This is a genomic window from Caballeronia sp. INML2, assembly GCF_023631365.1.
Lineage (GTDB): Bacteria > Pseudomonadota > Gammaproteobacteria > Burkholderiales > Burkholderiaceae > Caballeronia > Caballeronia turbans.
In genome coordinates, this window is sequence record NZ_JALQDH010000069.1 from 1 (window position 1) to 15,162 (window position 15,162).

Genomic DNA, 15,162 nt, shown 5'->3' on the forward strand with positions numbered 1-15,162 from the left:
TGGAGCGAGTCGCGCATCAAGAAAGTGATGGGCGAAAACTGGATGCGCTTCTTCGGCGAAGTCTGGAACGTCTGATCCCGCGCGAAAGTTATCGGAACTCGGTGCTACGATAACTTTTCGCCAGACGCGGCGCGCTTCCCGATATGACCGACTCGACGCCCAAGCTCGACTACGAAGATTTATTCAGGCATTTGCCCGTTGCCGTCATCGTTGCGAGAGAACGGGTCATGGTGGATTGCAATTCGAGAGCCCTGGAACTCTTCAGGGCGACACGCGGCGACATCATCGGTCAATCGTTCTCGAAGCTCTATCCGCAGCGCAAGGACTTCTCCACCACCGGTCGCCGCCTCGCGCCGCTCCTTGCAAAGCATGCCCTCTTCAGCGATGACCGCATCATGCGGCGCATCGACGGCACGCACTTCTGGGTCACGGTTTGCGGCTTCGGCTATAACCCGAAGCGGCCATTCGAGCTTGCAATCTGGACGTTCACGGACCTGTCGCAGGGCACGAAGCAATCCGATAACGCGAGCATGCTGACCGAGCGCGAGCGCGACGTAGCCGCCCTGCTCGTTCACGGCATGACGAGCAAGGAGATCGGCAAGGAACTGAATATCAGTCCGCGCACGGTCGACATACATCGCGCGAGCCTGCTGCGCAAATACGGCGCGAGAGCGACACAAGACCTCATTGCCCGACTGCTGGCGTAGGGCGAACGCGAACGCTTGGCCTGGTCGAAAGATCGAATCTTGGCCCTTCAGCCTGTGCCATCGCGCGGATATCGTAGGTGTCATGCAACGTGGAGAACACGCATGAACACTTCGATCACCCTTCGGCATCTCGACACGCCCGACGAGTTGACGCGCGCCTTCGACGTCATGAAGGAACTGCGCCCGCATCTCACCGACGCCGACGCCTTCCGCGCGCAAATGCGCCGTCAACGCGAGGAAAGCTATCGCCTGCTCGCCGCATGCGACGATGGCGCGATTCTCGGTCTTGCCGGCTATCGCACGCAAACGAACACGCTGTACGGGCGTTTCGTCTATCTCGACGATCTCGTCGTGACGGCACGTCTGCAACGCAGCGGCATCGGCGCGCAATTGCTCGACAAGGTCCGCGAGATCGCGCGTCATTCACGCTGTGCGCATTTCGTGCTCGATACCGGCCTGCACATGGCGCTCGCTCAGCGCTTCTACTATCGCAATGGGCTGCTCGCGAAAGGCATGCGCTTCGTCGAAACGCTCGCCGCCAACGGCACGGAGGCCGCGCGATGAAAGTGCTTTTCATCAACGCGAGCCCGCACGGCGATGCGAGCCATGGCTATCGGCTCGCGCTGGAAATGATCGGCATGCTGCGCAAGACGACGCGCGTCGAAGTCGTCGAACGCGATCTCGCCGCGAAGCCGTTGCCGCCCATCACGCAGGACTATGCGCGCGCGATCACGTCGCGTCATCCGGATGCGAGCCCGTTCTACGTATCCGAGGAACTGGTCCGCGAAATCGAAACGACGGACGCACTCATCATCAACACGCCGATGCACAACTTCACCGTGCCCGCCGCGTTGAAGCTGTGGATCGACTACGTGCTGCGCATTCACCGCACGTTCGCGGCCACGCCCGAGGGCAAGGTCGGTCTGATGCGCGACCGGCCCGCGTTCGTGATCGTCGGATCAGGCGGGTTTCATTGCGGCGAGCACGCGCGACAACGCGATTTCCTCACGCCATATTTACGCTACGCGCTCGGCTCGATCGGCTTGCAAAGCCTGCACTTTCTCCTGCTGCAAGGACTCGTGCGCGGCGACGAAGCCGTAAACGAAGCGCTGCAATGCGCACGCGATGAAATCGCGCGCCACGCGCTTTTCGCCTCGGACGACGCCGTCACGCTCTAACCATCGTAGGCGCGTCGAAGCATGCGGGCGAGACGCGCGGCTTGCGCAGCATCGGCGACATTCGCGAAGCCGGCGACGATCCCGCGCAACGTATGCTTCGTGCGCCCGTTCAGGTACCACGCCGACAGCGCGATCACCGCAAGCCCCGCTTCACGCGCGCGGGCGGCCATCGCCATGTCGTCGATGGGACCGCCGCGTCCCTTCCGGAAGATCGCGACGAGATGCATGCCGCCGGTCGGCAAGTCGATCGCCACGCGATCGCCGAACGCCTTCACGATCGCGTTCGCGAGCAGCATGCGCCGCTCGGCGTACAGCGCGCGCATGCGCTTCAGATGCCGCGCGAAATGCCCTTGCGCGATGAAGTCGGCCACCGCCGCCTGATAGAGATAAGGCGAGCCCGCATTCATGCTCTTCGTGAGCTGCCCGAAGCGCGCGACGGCCCGCTCGGGCGCCACCACATAAGAGAGCCGCAAGCCCGGAAACAGCACTTTGCTGAACGTGCCGCAATAGATCACGCGATCGTCGCGATCGAGGCTTTTCAGCGCGGGCAGCGGACGACCGACATAGCGGAACTCGCTGTCGTAATCGTCCTCGACGATCCAGCTCCCCGCGCGGCTCGCCCAGTCGAGCAGTTTCATGCGTCTCGGAAGCGCGAGCGTCACACCGAGCGGACTTTGATGCGATGGCGTGACGAATGCGAAGCGCGCATCGGCATCGAGCGCAATGCCCGCATCGACGTCGAGCCCTTCGTGATCGACCGGCACCGGCACGAGCCGCACGCCCGCTTCGACGAGAAAGTTACGCGCGAGCAGATATCCCGGCTCTTCGAACCATGCGCGGTCCTCGGGCTTCGCGAGACTGCGCAGGACCAGTTCGAGCGTCGCGCGATATCCGTTCGTCACGAACACCTGCTCCGGCACGCAATCCACGCCACGCGAAAGACCGAGATAGGTCGCGATGCGCTCGCGCAACGGGCGATATCCGGAAGGATCGGGATACGTGAGCGCGGCGAGGTCCCCGCTGCGCGCGCGATACGCGACGAGCCGGCTCCATACCTTGCGCGGAAACGCATCGAGCGCGGGGAGACCCGGGCGCAAAGGTTTTGCGTCATTGCCGATATCGGCTGCGGGTTCGGCACGCCTGGCACGCGGCGCATCCGCGCGCTCGCGGTTCTTGCGCGCCGCGGACAGCGTGACGGCGCCCGGCAGCGACGACGACACGAACGTGCCCGCCGCGCCGCGCATCTGCAAATAACCCTCATCGACGAGAATGTTATAAGCCATCTCGACCGTGCCGCGCGCAGTATTCAGTTGCGTCGCGAGTCCGCGCAAGGCGGGCACGCGATCGCCTGGCTTCAGATGGCCCGCTGCGATCGCGGCCTTGAAGCGCTCGCAAATCTGCAGATAAATCGGCGCGGCTTCGTGCCGGTCGATCGATATGGTCAGCGTGTTCTTGGCTCGTGGCATGGCGCGGTTCATGGACTAGTCCGATCGACGATTCTTGTCTCTTTGTACTAAGCCATGATTGTCGCACAATGACTTCACTTTCACTTAACCGAGAGGTGCATCATGAAGATCGTCGTCATCGGCGGTTCGGGTTTGATCGGCGCGAAAACGGTCGCGATTCTGCGCGCGAAGGGTCACGAGGCTATCGCCGCGTCGCCGCGCAACGGCGTGGATTCGGTGAGCGGCGCAGGTCTGAATGAAGCGCTTCGCGGCGCGCAGATCGTGATCGATGTATCGAACGCGCCTTCATGGGCACCGGACGACGTGATGGCGTTCTTCCGTACGTCGACCACGAATCTCGTCAAGGCCGAGGCCGCGGCGGGCGTGCAGCATCATGTCGCGCTGTCGGTCGTTGGCACGGACCGCATGCCGGACAACGGCTATTTCCTCGCGAAGGTCGCGCAGGAGAAGCTGATCGCGGAATCGGGCGTGCCGTATTCCATCATTCGCGCGACGCAGTTCATGGAATTTCTCGGCGGCATCGCAGATGCCGGGATGCAGGACGGCAAGGTGCATCTCTCGACAGGACAGTTCCAGCCGATCGCAGCCGATGACGTCGCGGCCATCGTCGCCGATGTCGCCCTCGCCGCGCCGTTGAACGGCATCGTCGACATCGCAGGGCCGCAGCGGGCGCCGTTGCATCGGATCGTCGGCCAGTATCTGAAGGCGCAGGGCGATGCGCGTGAGATCGTCGTGGATCCGAAAGCCACGTACTTCGGCGGCACGATCACGGAGGACTCGCTCGTGCCGACCGGCGCTGCGCGTCATGGAAACATCGCGCTGGAAGACTGGCTGAAGCGCGCGCGCTCCTGACCGGCGCAACGCTTTGCGGCATCGTTTCGCGCGTAGAAACGATGCCGGTGCTTTTCAGAACACGTGCATCATCCCGATGTAAGCGCCTGTCTGCGACTCGCCCGCCATCGGACTCGTGCCCGGTTCGGCGTCGCGCGGTGTCGCGAAGACCGAGAACGTGCCGTTCGCACTGTTGCGCACGTAGGCCACGGTGCCGTAGAGGAAAGTGCGCTTCGTGAAGTTGTAGGTCGTGCCGAGCGCGTAGAGCATCGCATGGCTCGCAGGATCGTGCGCCGCATCGCCCGCACCCGCGCCCACATGGATGTAGAAGCCCGCCGCGGTGACGGCCCAGGCGGGCGTCGCCTGATAAGTCGCGCCGAGCCAGTAGTGATCGGCGCTTTCGGCCACGCCTGCGGGCGAATCCGGTGCGGCGTAGTGCGTGTAGGCGGCCTGCACCTTCCACTTGTCCACCTTCACATTCGCGCCGACGAAGTACTCTCGCGACGCCTGAAAGATGTTGTCCAGCTTGCCGTCCTGACTGCGCAGCTCGTCGTAGATGCCGCGGACGTCGAGCACCGGCGAGTGATACGTCAGCATGATGCCTTCGGAGCGGCCGAACTCGCCGGGCGCGCCCGAATTGAACGCGCCCGGCTGATTGCCGAACGCATACTGCCCTTGCACGTCGAAGCCATGAAACACGGGGCTGTGATACTCGACGTTATTGCTGGTCTGCTGCCAGTTGCGCCCGCGCACGAGCGACGCCGATGACACCGCCTGCTGCACGAAGGGATCGAACTCCCACACGCCGTCGCTATCGATAAAGAGGTTGCGGCCCGCCTGCAACTGGCCCCACGTCTTCGAACTCAGCCCGACATAAGCGCGGCGCGACCACAGGCGTCCGCCGCCGGTGGTGCCGTTCATGATCTGGATGGCGGTTTCGAGGTCGAAGACCGCGCTCAGGCCGGCGCCGAGATCTTCGTTGCCTTTGAGGCCCCACATGCTGGTGCCCCAGTCGCCGCCTTCGGCGCTCCATCGCGAGGCGCTGCCGCCCGTGCCGTTCGCAATGTGATTCAGATATTCGATGCCGCCATCGATCCGGCCGTACATCGTGACGCTCGTTTGCGCCCACGCGCCCGAGGTCACGAGAAGAAGGCCTGCCGCTTTCCAGAGACGAACTTTCATGGCCGACTGCACTCCATGCTGGCCCTGCCCGGTTGAGAGAAAACGATTGGCTGCACCTTAGCACCATCCGGTGAAGTCGGCAGAAATCGGCATCTGACGGGTTATTGCAATGACTTGAGCGCAAACGCCGGGCGCTACCGTATCGTTCGGATGACGAACGTTGCCATGCGTCGCTGCCCGCACCGGCCTCAGCGTTTCGGTCAGATGCAAACGTTTCATCGACTTCAACCGGCGGTTTTCGAACGCTCCACGTAAAGAAACGTTTACCCGTGCCGATAACCTGAAACAGAAGGAGCCGGACGATCGTTCCGGACCTTTTCGATATGCAAGACGAGTGTCCCGCAGCGGTATTCCGCGGGCCGATAACATCCGACAGAGAAAAAATGGTCTTCAGCTACAGGGACATGATGGTCACGCCGGCAGCGGTCCGGCATGGCGATGTGTTTGCCGCGACGGCGCGAATCCAGGATTTGAACGGAATGGAGCGTTCCGTGCGTTTGCCGGGCGAGTTTCCCAACGTGGAAGAAGCGATCCGCTTCGCAATCGCGGCGGGTTTCGAATATATCGATTGCGAGCAGCGCTGCTGACTCACGCAACGCCGCTGCATGACGAAGCGAAGCGCGATGCTTCGCTTCACATCACCTCACCTCATCGGCTCAGCTTGAGCGAGGCCGGATCGGCGGTCAGATAACCGACTGCCGCGCCGAAGCGATCCTTGTAGTTCGCGCGGATGAGCGGATCGAGCGTCGCCTGCACCTTGCCGTGCAGGGCCGTTTCCCAGTCGCCCGCGTGCTGGAAGTTGCTCATGATGTAGGTCCAGCCGTTGATCTCGTCGACCGCATGCAGCCCCGTCGATTCCGCGCCCGAAGGCGCCGACAGAATGCGCGTCAGCGATTTCGTATCGACGTTGTACGCCCACAGAAAGTTGTTGACGTGCGCGCCGCTGTCCTCGCCGATGAAAAGCGTGCGCAGCTTCTCCGAGAACTTGAGGTTATCCGGATTCGCGACGCGCTCCGGGTTCGCGAGATTGCCGAGCGCATCGGACGCAATGTCTTCGCCGACGAGCGCAGCCGGGGCGGCCATGTCGACCGGCACCCATTCGCTGTCGATCGCCGCGCCCGCGAGATCGCGCTGGCCGCCCTTCAGGTTGAACGCGTAGACGGCGCCGGCGGTGATGGCGCGATCGAGCGCGATGTCCGTCGAGTGCGCGTCGCCCTTCACCATCGACTTGACGATCTGCGACATCGCCGAATAGACGATCTTGTCCTTCGCGTTGACCGTCGTGCCTTCGAGTTTCGTGAAGCACATGCTCGCGCCGCGCCATGCGGCGTAGCGGTGCGTTTCCAGAAACGCGGCCGCCTTCTCCATGCCCGGCTTGATGCGAATCCAGTTGAACTTGCCGCCGAAATGAATGCGCGTATAGCTCGCATCCAGCGTCGGGCCGATCTTTTCGTCGGTGACGACGTCCATGATGTCGGCGATCGTCAGCGTGTCGGCGAGATGCTCGATCTCGTCGCTCGTCGCGTGGCCGAGGTTGAGCCAGGTGAGCGTGGCCGAACCCGCGCCCGCCGACGACGTCTGCGCGCACTTCGCGACATAGAGCGTGCCCGCCGAAAGATCCGCTTCCCTGTCGGCGACGAACATGAAGACGCCGCCGTTGGTCGCGTCATCGCCCATCATCACGGTGCGCTTGTCGGGCATCACCTGGATCAGTTCGTGCGAGATGCGGCCGAGGCAATAGTGCTTCGTGATCGTGCCGGTGCCGTCCGCGTGCACGGTGACTTCCGGCACATGGCCGTAGTGATACGGACGCGCTTTCGTTTCATCGCCGTAGAGATTCCTGCTGTAGGCCTTGAGCTGCGCGTCCGTCGACGAAACAGCCGCATCCGGCTCGTACTCTTCGCTCGACAAATGCGTGTTCCACGGCGACAGGCTCGCGCCGCACGTGATCCACAGGCCGTTCGCCTTCGACGTATCGACGTTCGCGTAGCTCACGAGCGAGAGCTTGCCGGTTGCCGGGTCCTGATCGAGCGTGAGCACGGCGATCGGCGACGGCAGGCGGCCGTACATGCTGACGGCGCTCTGATCGCGCGTCGTGTATTCGAACTGCACGACCGCGAACACGGCGTTGCCCTTCACGCCCTTCACCGTCGGATTGTCGATCCTGATGAGCGACGTGCCATCCGGGCAATCCGAGAAGAACTGGCGTTCCTTGCCCGGCGTGGAGCGGTCGATGATCGGCTGATTGTCGATATCGAAATAGCCGCCCGCCACGATGGTCCCGCCGGTCGTGTTCGGCACGACATCGCCCGTCATGAAGAACGGCTGATACGCGAGCTTGTAGGCGCGGTTGCTGCCGTCGCTGAAGTTCACCGTCATCGTCGATGCGACGGTGGTCCTGGCCATCGCGCCCGGATCGGCGAGCGTCGGTGCGGCCATGCCGGTGAACGTCGCCGTGGTGAAGGCGGCGGTCGGCGCGGGCGCGGGCGTGGCCGCGTTGCTGTCGCTGCCGCCGCATGCGGTGGCGAGCAACGAAGCGGTAGCCGCGCCGCCGAGCGGCAGCATCGGCGCGCCGGCGAGAATCTTGAGGGCTTTGCGGCGGGAAAGGTCGAGTCGCTGCGCCATGTGTGGTGTCGAGTCCTTGATTGTGGGTTGTGTACCGGCGATGAAAGTCCCTGCTTCAGGCCGTTGCGGCCCGATGTGCCGGTTGACGCGCTACTTTAGGAAACGAATGTGAAATGCGTTTGACAGGCCGATGTAATTGTTTCGTGTTTTGCCTGAAAGCGCGGGACTGTTCGACTCGAGGTCGCGGCGGGCACATTGCGCCCGCTCGCCCCCCTTACATCCGGTCTGCCTCGATCACCGCATCGGCGAAAGCCTTCGGCGCTTCCTGCGGCAGATTGTGTCCGATGCCGCCCGCGATATTCCGATGCTGATATTTGCCGGTGAACTTCTTCGCATACGCCGCTGGATCGGGATGCGGTGCGCCGTTGGCGTCGCCTTCCATCGTGATGGTCGGCACGCCGATCGTCGGCGCGGTCGCGAGACGCTGCTCCAGCGCGTCGTATTGCGCCTCGCCCTGCGCGAGCCCGAGACGCCAGCGATAGTTGTGAATCACCACCGCGACGTGATCCGGATTCTCGAACGACTTCGCCGAGCGGTCATACGTCGCGTCATCGAAATTCCATTTCGGCGATGCGAGTTGCCAGATGAGCTTGTTGAAATCGTGACGGTTCGCCTCGTAGCCCGCCTGGCCGCGATCCGTTGCGAAGTAGAACTGATACCACCACGCGAATTCGGCCTTCGGCGGCAACGGCGCACGATTCGCCTGCTGGCTGCCGATCAGATAGCCGCTCACGGAGACCATCGCCTTGACGCGTTCGGGCCACAGCGCCGCGATGATATTGGCGGTGCGCGCGCCCCAGTCGAACGCGCCGAACGTGGCCTGCCTGATCTTGAGCGCGTCCATCAACGCGATGATGTCCACCGCGACCACCGCTTGCTGGCCGTTGCGCGGCGTGTCGGCGGACAGAAAGCGCGTCGATCCGTAGCCGCGCAGATACGGCACGATCACGCGATATCCCTGCGCGACGAGCAACGGCGTCACGTCCGCGAAAGCGTGGATGTCGTACGGCCAGCCGTGCAGCAGAATCACGACGGGGCCGTTCGCCGGCCCCGCTTGCGCATAGCCGATATTGAGCACGCCCGCATCGATCTGGCGGATCTCCGCGAAGCCCGCTCCCGGCGATGCACGTTGCGCTGTCTGAGCGCGAACGAGGTCGCTCAATCCGAGCTGCATGGCGCCGACGCTCGCGATCGCCGTGCCGAGAAAGCGGCGGCGCCATGAGTTGATCTGATCATCCGGCATGTTGCGATACTCCTCTTTTTAACGTATTCAATGAGCGGAAAACAACGCGAACGATCATGCGGCCGATGCGCGCAACGCGGCGAGCGTCGGCCCCAGCGGGCGCACGCGCATCCGCGCATCGAGATTGCGCCACGGCAGATCGGCCGGATCGGCGGCCATCGGACCGGGCGCCTTCGCGACGAGAATGCGCGCCGCGATCGGCTCGAAATCGGCGCGGAAATGCACCGAGCTCTTGTTCACCAGAATTTTCATGCGTTCCGGCTCGATGCCCGCGACACGAAAGAGATTGCGATCGAACACCTGCATCTTGATGCTGCTCACCGCGATGCGCACGCCACCGATGCGCAGGCACGCGGTCGGCCCGAGTTCGCCCGACATGCCGTTGAGCATCGGGCCGTCGAAGCGGAAGCGTCCATCCGACAAATACTCGACTTCGAACTCGCCCTCAAGCGGTGAATCGCCCGGCACATTCGAGCCGCCGCCGAGCGCGAGCCGGATGCGCGCGCCCACGCCCGCGCGATGCGCCGCCCGCGCCGCCTTCTCGTCCCAGATGACGCCGACAGCCGCATCGCGCGCGTCGTTGCGCAACAGCGCGCGGACCATGCCCATCGTGTTCGAATCGCCGCCGACGCCGGGGTTGTCCTGCGTATCCGCGATGATCACGGGCTTCGTCGCGTCGCGGCTCGCCTCGATCGCTTCGCGCGCGGCTTCGTCGGGCGAAAGAAACGGCACGTCCCAGCGCGCTTCGTCGTTCACGAGCGTCGTGTAGAGCGCATCGACGGCTTCGTCGGCGGCCTGCTGATCGAACGCGTAGCCCCAGAACACCGGGCCGCACTCGTCGAAGTCCGATGCGGGAAAGCCCGGCGCGAACGACAGCGACACGACTTCATCCTTTTCGAGCGATTCGAGCGTGCCGTACATGCCGCGCGCCGGCTCGACGAGCGTGCACATGCCGTTCACCGGAATCAAGAACGGCACGCGGCGCATCGCGCGCTTCAGAGGCTCGCCATGCGCGATGCGCCGCGCGAGCAGATGCGCCGCGCGCAGGCCGGTCTGCGCCATATCGACATGCGGATACGTGCGATACGCGACGAGCGCATCGGCGAGCGCGACCATGCGCGCGGTGACGTTCGCATGCAGATCGAGCGACACGACGAGCGGCATGTCATCGCCGACAATGCCGCGCACGCGCGCCAGCAACTCGCCTTCGCCATCGTCGAGATGCTCGGTGACCATCGCGCCGTGCAGGTCGAGATAGATCGCATCGAAGCCGCCCGCGCGCACACGATCGACGATCGTGCCCGCGATGCGCTCGTACGCATCTTCCGTCACATGCGCCGATGCGCTCGCGCCCGCCCAGATCACGGGAATCAGTTCATGTCCCTGTGCCTCGGCCCACTGAATGAAACCGCCGATCGGCACGTTCACATCGCGCAGCTTGAGCACATCGTCGCCGTGCGCCATCGGCGGAAATCCTTCGCCCTGGATGAAGCTCTGATAGCTCGCCTTCGTCGGCGCAAAGGTGTTCGTTTCGTGCTGGAATCCTGCGATCAGGATCTTCATGACCGATGTCCTCGTAAGTGTCGATTGATGTTCAGGCCGTGCGCGCGCTGGCCGCGGCGACCGTGCGTTTGTTCGAGAGAATCAGCACGCATGCAAGCGCCGCCATGCACGCCATCACGAGCAGGCCGCCGTTCGTGCTGCCGGTCGCGGACTTCACCCAGCCGATCACGGCCGGCCCCCAGAAGCCGCCCGACAGGCCGATCGTGTTGATGAGCGCGATGCCGCCGGCCGCCGCCGGGCCGGAAATCGTTTCGGACGGAATCGCCCAGAAGACCGTGTAGGCCATCCACATGCAGGCCGTGGCGAGCGTGAGCAGCGTGAGCGTGGCGACGAGATTGCCCGATGCATACGGCGTCAGCACCAGCAGCGCGGCAGCGGCGAGCGCGGGCAGCGCGCTGTGATAGCGGCGCTCGCCGACCTTGTCGGAGCGTCGTCCGGCCGCGTACATCGCGACGGCGGCAGCGACGTAGGGAATCGCGACATACCAGCCGAGGCGGATCGTGTCATTTACCCCTTGGTCTTTGATGAGCGTCGGCAGCCAGAAGCTGATCGCGTAGATCGGAAAGATGATGCAGAAGTACGCGATCGCCAGCAGATAGATGCGCGGATTCTTCGCGATTTCCCTGAACGACTCGATGCGATGCGACGCGCCGCCGTGCCCTCCGACTTCCGCCTCGACGAGACGCTGCTCGTCCTGCGTGAGCCAGCGCGCATCGCCCGGACGATTCGCGAGCACGCGCCACACGAGTGCGCCCAGCGCGATGCACGGCAAGCCTTCGACGAGAAACATCCACTGCCAGCCGGCCAGTCCGCCGACGCCCGCCAGCGAAGAGATCAGCCACGCCGAGAGCGGCCCGCCGACGACCCCGCCGAGCGGCCCCGCGACGAACACGAGCGCAATCGCGCGCGCCATGCGCTTCGGCCCGTACCAGCACGAGAGGTAATAGATCATGCCCGGCGCGAAGCCGGCTTCGAATACGCCGAGCAGGAAGCGCATCGCGTAGAACGCGGGCACGTTGCGCACGAAGAGCATGCACGCCGACGTGATGCCCCACAGCACGAGAATGCGGCTGAACGTGAGGCGCGCGCCGATTTTCGGCAGCATCAGGTTGCTCGGAATCTCGAACAGCACATAGCCGATGAAAAAGATCCCGGCGCCGACGCCGTACGCCGCATCGGAGAAACCGAGATCGCTTTGCATCTGAAGTTTCGCGAAGCCCACGTTCACGCGGTCCAGATACGCGAACATGTAGCACGCGACGAGGAGCGGCAGGAGCCGCCAGTTGATCCTGCTGTAGAGCGCCGAAACGGCATCGCCGCCTCGCAAGGTCTGTATCGTGGACATCCGCGTCTCCTGGTTTGTCTCCCCCAACGGGTGAAGCCATGTTGAGCGCGGGCGAGCGTGCTAGCAAGAGCAACTAAGTTCACGTATCGTTGCCCTGTGAGCAACACTGAGCCAATGACCATGCGCGAAATCAATCAGCAACGCCTGCGTTACTTTCATGAAGTGCTGTCGCACGGCACGATTCGGGGGGCGGCGGATCACCTGAATACGTCGCCGTCGGTGATTGCGCGGCAGATCAGACTGCTCGAGGACGAGCTCGACACCACGCTCTTCGAGCGCGAGCCGCGCGGCGTGCGGCCGACCGAGGCGGCGTTTCATCTGCTCGAATTCTGGCGCGGCTATCGCTCGCAACAGGAGAAGCTCGAAGACCAGTTGCACGCGCTGAAGGGGTTGCAGCAAGGGCAGATACGGCTCGCCGTGAGCGAAGGCTATGTCGATACGCTCGTCGACGACGTGCTCGCGCCGTTCTGCGCGCGCTATCCGCGCCTCGAAATCGACATGCAGATGCTCGCCGTCGACGACCTGCTGGAAGAAGTCGCGCAAAGCCGCGCGCATATCGGGCTTGCGTACAACCCGCCGCCGCACGAGCGCATCGAGAGCCGCGCGAGCTCGCCGCAGCCGGTCGTGCTGCTCGCGCGGCGCGATCATCCGCTCGCGCTACGCGGCGGCGTCGCGCGCATTCGCGATCTGCTCGACTATCCGCTCGCGCTGATGCCGCCGACGTTCGGCATCGGCCATGTCGTGAAGATGCTGGAGACGACCGACGATCTCGCGATCCGTCCGACGCTCACGACGAACTCGCTCGGCGCGCTCAAGCGCTTCGTCGCCGCGGAAAATTTCATGACGCTGATCGGCGAATTCGCCGCGTATCGGGAACTGGCGAGCGGCGAGCTGACGACCATCCCGATCGCGCATCCGCTCTTCGAAAGCGCGCAGGCGAAGCTGCTCGTGAAGACGGGGCGTCCGCTCGCGGCGGGGCCGCAGGAATTGCTCGACTGGATTCTCACGCGAATGCCGATGTTCGCGCGCCCGTCCGCTGCGAGCGTCAAACGAGCGCGCCATCGGGCACATCGGCGAGACGCGCCGCCGGAGAAACCGCGATGATCCACGCCTGCACGACGAAGCCCGCCGCCGCCGCGACGAGGCACGGCCCCATGCCGAAGCGCGCGCTGATCGCCGCGCCGAGCAGCGCGCCCAATGGCCGCGCGCCGTAGGTCGCCGTGCTGTTGAGCGCCGAGACGCGGCCCATCATGTTCGCGGGCGTGATGGCCTGGCGCAGCGTCGTCGAGCCGACCGTCCACAGGATCGGCCCCGCGCCCAGCAGAAAGAAGCTCGATGCCGCGAGCCAGAACGACGGCACGGCGAGCGTCGCCACCATCGCGAGCGATGCGGCCAGCCCGCAGAACGGCCCGACGAGCAGCATGCGGCCGAACGCGATGCGCCGCGCCACGGCCGGCGCCGCGAGCGCGCCGCACACCATGCCGACGCCATACGCGCCGAGGGTGGCGCCGATTGCCGATGCACTCAGGCCGAGCCGCTGCACCGCATAGGGCACATAGACCGACTGCAACGTGAAGAAGCCGATGTTGAAGAACACGGCGGTGGCGAGCATCGGGCGCAGCAGCGCATCGCCGCCGACGAAACGCGCGCCTTCGCGCAACTCGATGAGGAAATGGCGCGCGGCGGCGTGGTGGCGCGGCGGTTCGCGTAATCCCGCGAGCAGCACCGCCGCCGCTGCCGACAAGCCCGCCGCGCAGCCATACGCCCAGCCCGCGCCGATCCATCCGACGATCAGCCCGCCCAGCGCCGGCCCCGCCGAATACGCGGCGCTGCGCGCAAGCTCGATGCGCCCGTTCGCGGCGGGCAGCGCGGCGCGCTCGACGAGCGCCGGCACGAGCGCGGGCGCGGCGACGTTGTAGGCGACCGTGCCGGTCGCGCCGAGAAAACCGAGCAGCGCGAGCAGCGGGAGCGTCAACGTGTGCGTGAGGACGAGCAGCAGCACGCAGGCCATCGCGAGCGCGCGGGCGCATTCGGCGGCGGCCATCAGCGTGCGGCGCGAGCGGCGGTCGGCGATCACGCCGAGCGGAATGGACATCAGCAGGAACGGCAGCGTCTGCGCGCTCTGCAAGAAACCGATATCGACGGCGGACGCGCCGAGCGCGAACACGGCGGCGAGCGGCGCGGCGGCAAGGCCGATCTGTTCCGCCGATTGCGCGAGCAGATTCGACCACGCGAGGCGTTGAAACGAAGCGGGGAAGCGCATCGAAGTGACTCCGTGACAGGCTGGGAAAACTCATCGTCACGGATGCGGCGCGCGCCCGCACTCCAGATCTTGCGCTTTGATTCGCGCTACTGCGGCTTGCCGTCGAGCTTCGCCTTCTCCGCCGCGATCTGCCCGGCGATCCTGGCTGCGAGATCGTCGAGCGAAGAGATTGCCTCGGTCGTGTTGATCACGAAGCGCGCCGCCGCGCCGTAGGGCTTGGGCGCTGCCGCCGATTTCTGCCCTTTCAGCTCGCCGCTCGTATCGATCTGCGTGAGCGGCGCGTCCGGGCTCGCCGCGAGATTGGCGAGCTGCACGGTGACGTGCGTGTTGGGCGGCTTGTCCGACGAACCCATCGACGGCAGCCCGGCGCCGAATCCCGATGAGAGCGTTTCGTCGAATTCGCCGGTCACGAGCCAGCCCGAGGTCGGCGGCGGCGAATCCGCCGTCATGTGGCACGCGCCGATGCCCTTCGCGTCGAGCGCCCTGACAATGCCTTCGGCGAGCGCCGATGCGTTCTGATCGACCTTCATCGCGTTGCGCGCGGCACGCAGCCGCGAGCCGGGAAAATGCGATCCGCCGCCTTGCTGGCTTACCGGCGTGAAGTCGCGAACCTGAACCAGCGTGCCCGCGTTCGCATCGTTCGCGCCCGGACACGGCGGCGCGGAATCGGCGAGCGCGAGCGTGCTGATCGCGAAGCCGAGCACGGCCAGCGAAACGCGTAAAGATGAAGTGTTCATCGGCTGTCTCCGGCTCGCATGC

The 15,162-nt window shown here is 64.9% G+C and carries 14 protein-coding genes; 6 read left to right on the plus strand and 8 right to left on the minus strand.

Translation table 11 applies throughout. The features are described from left to right. The first annotated feature begins 143 nt into the window (after positions 1–143). The 3 genes from NCT32_RS23490 (at position 144) to NCT32_RS23500 (ending at position 1,885) form a co-directional block, all read left to right on the plus strand. Positions 144–707, plus strand: a complete 564-nt coding sequence (locus tag NCT32_RS23490) for a PAS and helix-turn-helix domain-containing protein (RefSeq protein WP_061119100.1) — start codon at positions 144–146, stop codon at positions 705–707. Between the two features lie 102 nt (positions 708–809). Continuing rightward, positions 810–1,271: a GNAT family N-acetyltransferase gene (locus tag NCT32_RS23495; protein ID WP_061119101.1), complete on the plus strand. Its 462-nt coding sequence runs from the start codon at positions 810–812 to the stop codon at positions 1,269–1,271. After that, on the plus strand, positions 1,268–1,885 hold the full coding sequence (locus NCT32_RS23500) for an FMN-dependent NADH-azoreductase (RefSeq protein WP_061119102.1): 618 nt from the start codon (positions 1,268–1,270) through the stop codon (positions 1,883–1,885). Before NCT32_RS23495 ends, NCT32_RS23500 begins: the two co-directional genes overlap by 4 nt. Here NCT32_RS23500 and NCT32_RS23505 read toward each other — a convergent pair. Then, positions 1,882–3,351, minus strand: a complete 1,470-nt coding sequence (locus NCT32_RS23505) for a PLP-dependent aminotransferase family protein (protein WP_061119256.1) — start codon at positions 3,349–3,351, stop codon at positions 1,882–1,884. The genes NCT32_RS23500 and NCT32_RS23505 overlap by 4 nt on opposite strands. 102 nt (positions 3,352–3,453) lie before the next feature. On the opposite strand from NCT32_RS23505, the gene NCT32_RS23510 reads away from it, so the two are divergent. After that, positions 3,454–4,203, plus strand: coding sequence for an SDR family oxidoreductase (locus NCT32_RS23510; RefSeq protein ID WP_061119103.1), 750 nt, complete (start codon positions 3,454–3,456; stop codon positions 4,201–4,203). A 54-nt stretch (positions 4,204–4,257) separates the two neighbouring features. On the opposite strand, the gene NCT32_RS23515 is transcribed toward NCT32_RS23510, so the two are convergent. Continuing rightward, on the minus strand, positions 4,258–5,364 hold the full coding sequence (locus tag NCT32_RS23515; RefSeq protein ID WP_061119257.1) for a porin: 1,107 nt from the start codon (positions 5,362–5,364) through the stop codon (positions 4,258–4,260). A 323-nt stretch (positions 5,365–5,687) separates the two neighbouring features. Between NCT32_RS23515 and NCT32_RS23520 the strand changes: the two genes are divergently transcribed. Then, positions 5,688–5,951 carry a hypothetical protein gene (locus NCT32_RS23520; RefSeq protein WP_250490588.1) on the plus strand — a complete coding sequence of 88 codons (264 nt, stop codon included), beginning with the start codon at positions 5,688–5,690 and terminating at the stop codon, positions 5,949–5,951. A gap of 61 nt (positions 5,952–6,012) precedes the next feature. Here NCT32_RS23520 and NCT32_RS23525 read toward each other — a convergent pair whose 3' ends face one another. The 4 genes from NCT32_RS23525 to NCT32_RS23540 all read right to left on the minus strand — a co-directional run bounded on the left by NCT32_RS23525 (position 6,013) and on the right by NCT32_RS23540 (position 12,140). Further along, positions 6,013–7,989 (minus strand): PhoX family phosphatase, encoded by a 1,977-nt coding sequence (locus NCT32_RS23525; RefSeq protein WP_061119105.1) that lies wholly within the window; start codon positions 7,987–7,989, stop codon positions 6,013–6,015. A gap of 214 nt (positions 7,990–8,203) precedes the next feature. Further along, positions 8,204–9,232: an alpha/beta fold hydrolase gene (locus tag NCT32_RS23530; RefSeq protein ID WP_061119106.1), complete on the minus strand. Its 1,029-nt coding sequence runs from the start codon at positions 9,230–9,232 to the stop codon at positions 8,204–8,206. A gap of 54 nt (positions 9,233–9,286) precedes the next feature. Continuing rightward, the gene (locus tag NCT32_RS23535) at positions 9,287–10,795 is read right to left on the minus strand and encodes a M81 family metallopeptidase (RefSeq protein ID WP_061119107.1); all 1,509 of its coding nucleotides are present in this window, start codon (positions 10,793–10,795) and stop codon (positions 9,287–9,289) included. Between the two features lie 31 nt (positions 10,796–10,826). Continuing rightward, positions 10,827–12,140, minus strand: a complete 1,314-nt coding sequence (locus NCT32_RS23540) for an MFS transporter (protein WP_061119108.1) — start codon at positions 12,138–12,140, stop codon at positions 10,827–10,829. 120 nt (positions 12,141–12,260) lie between these two features. Here NCT32_RS23540 and NCT32_RS23545 point away from each other — a divergent pair, with 120 nt between their 5' ends. Then, positions 12,261–13,244 carry a LysR family transcriptional regulator gene (locus NCT32_RS23545; protein WP_061119258.1) on the plus strand — a complete coding sequence of 328 codons (984 nt, stop codon included), beginning with the start codon at positions 12,261–12,263 and terminating at the stop codon, positions 13,242–13,244. On the opposite strand, the gene NCT32_RS23550 is transcribed toward NCT32_RS23545, so the two are convergent. Beyond that, on the minus strand, positions 13,186–14,403 hold the full coding sequence (locus NCT32_RS23550) for an MFS transporter (RefSeq protein WP_061119109.1): 1,218 nt from the start codon (positions 14,401–14,403) through the stop codon (positions 13,186–13,188). The genes NCT32_RS23545 and NCT32_RS23550 overlap by 59 nt on opposite strands. Before the next feature lie 86 nt (positions 14,404–14,489). Beyond that, on the minus strand, positions 14,490–15,140 hold the full coding sequence (locus NCT32_RS23555; protein WP_061119110.1) for a hypothetical protein: 651 nt from the start codon (positions 15,138–15,140) through the stop codon (positions 14,490–14,492). Between the last annotated feature and the right edge of the window lie 22 nt (positions 15,141–15,162).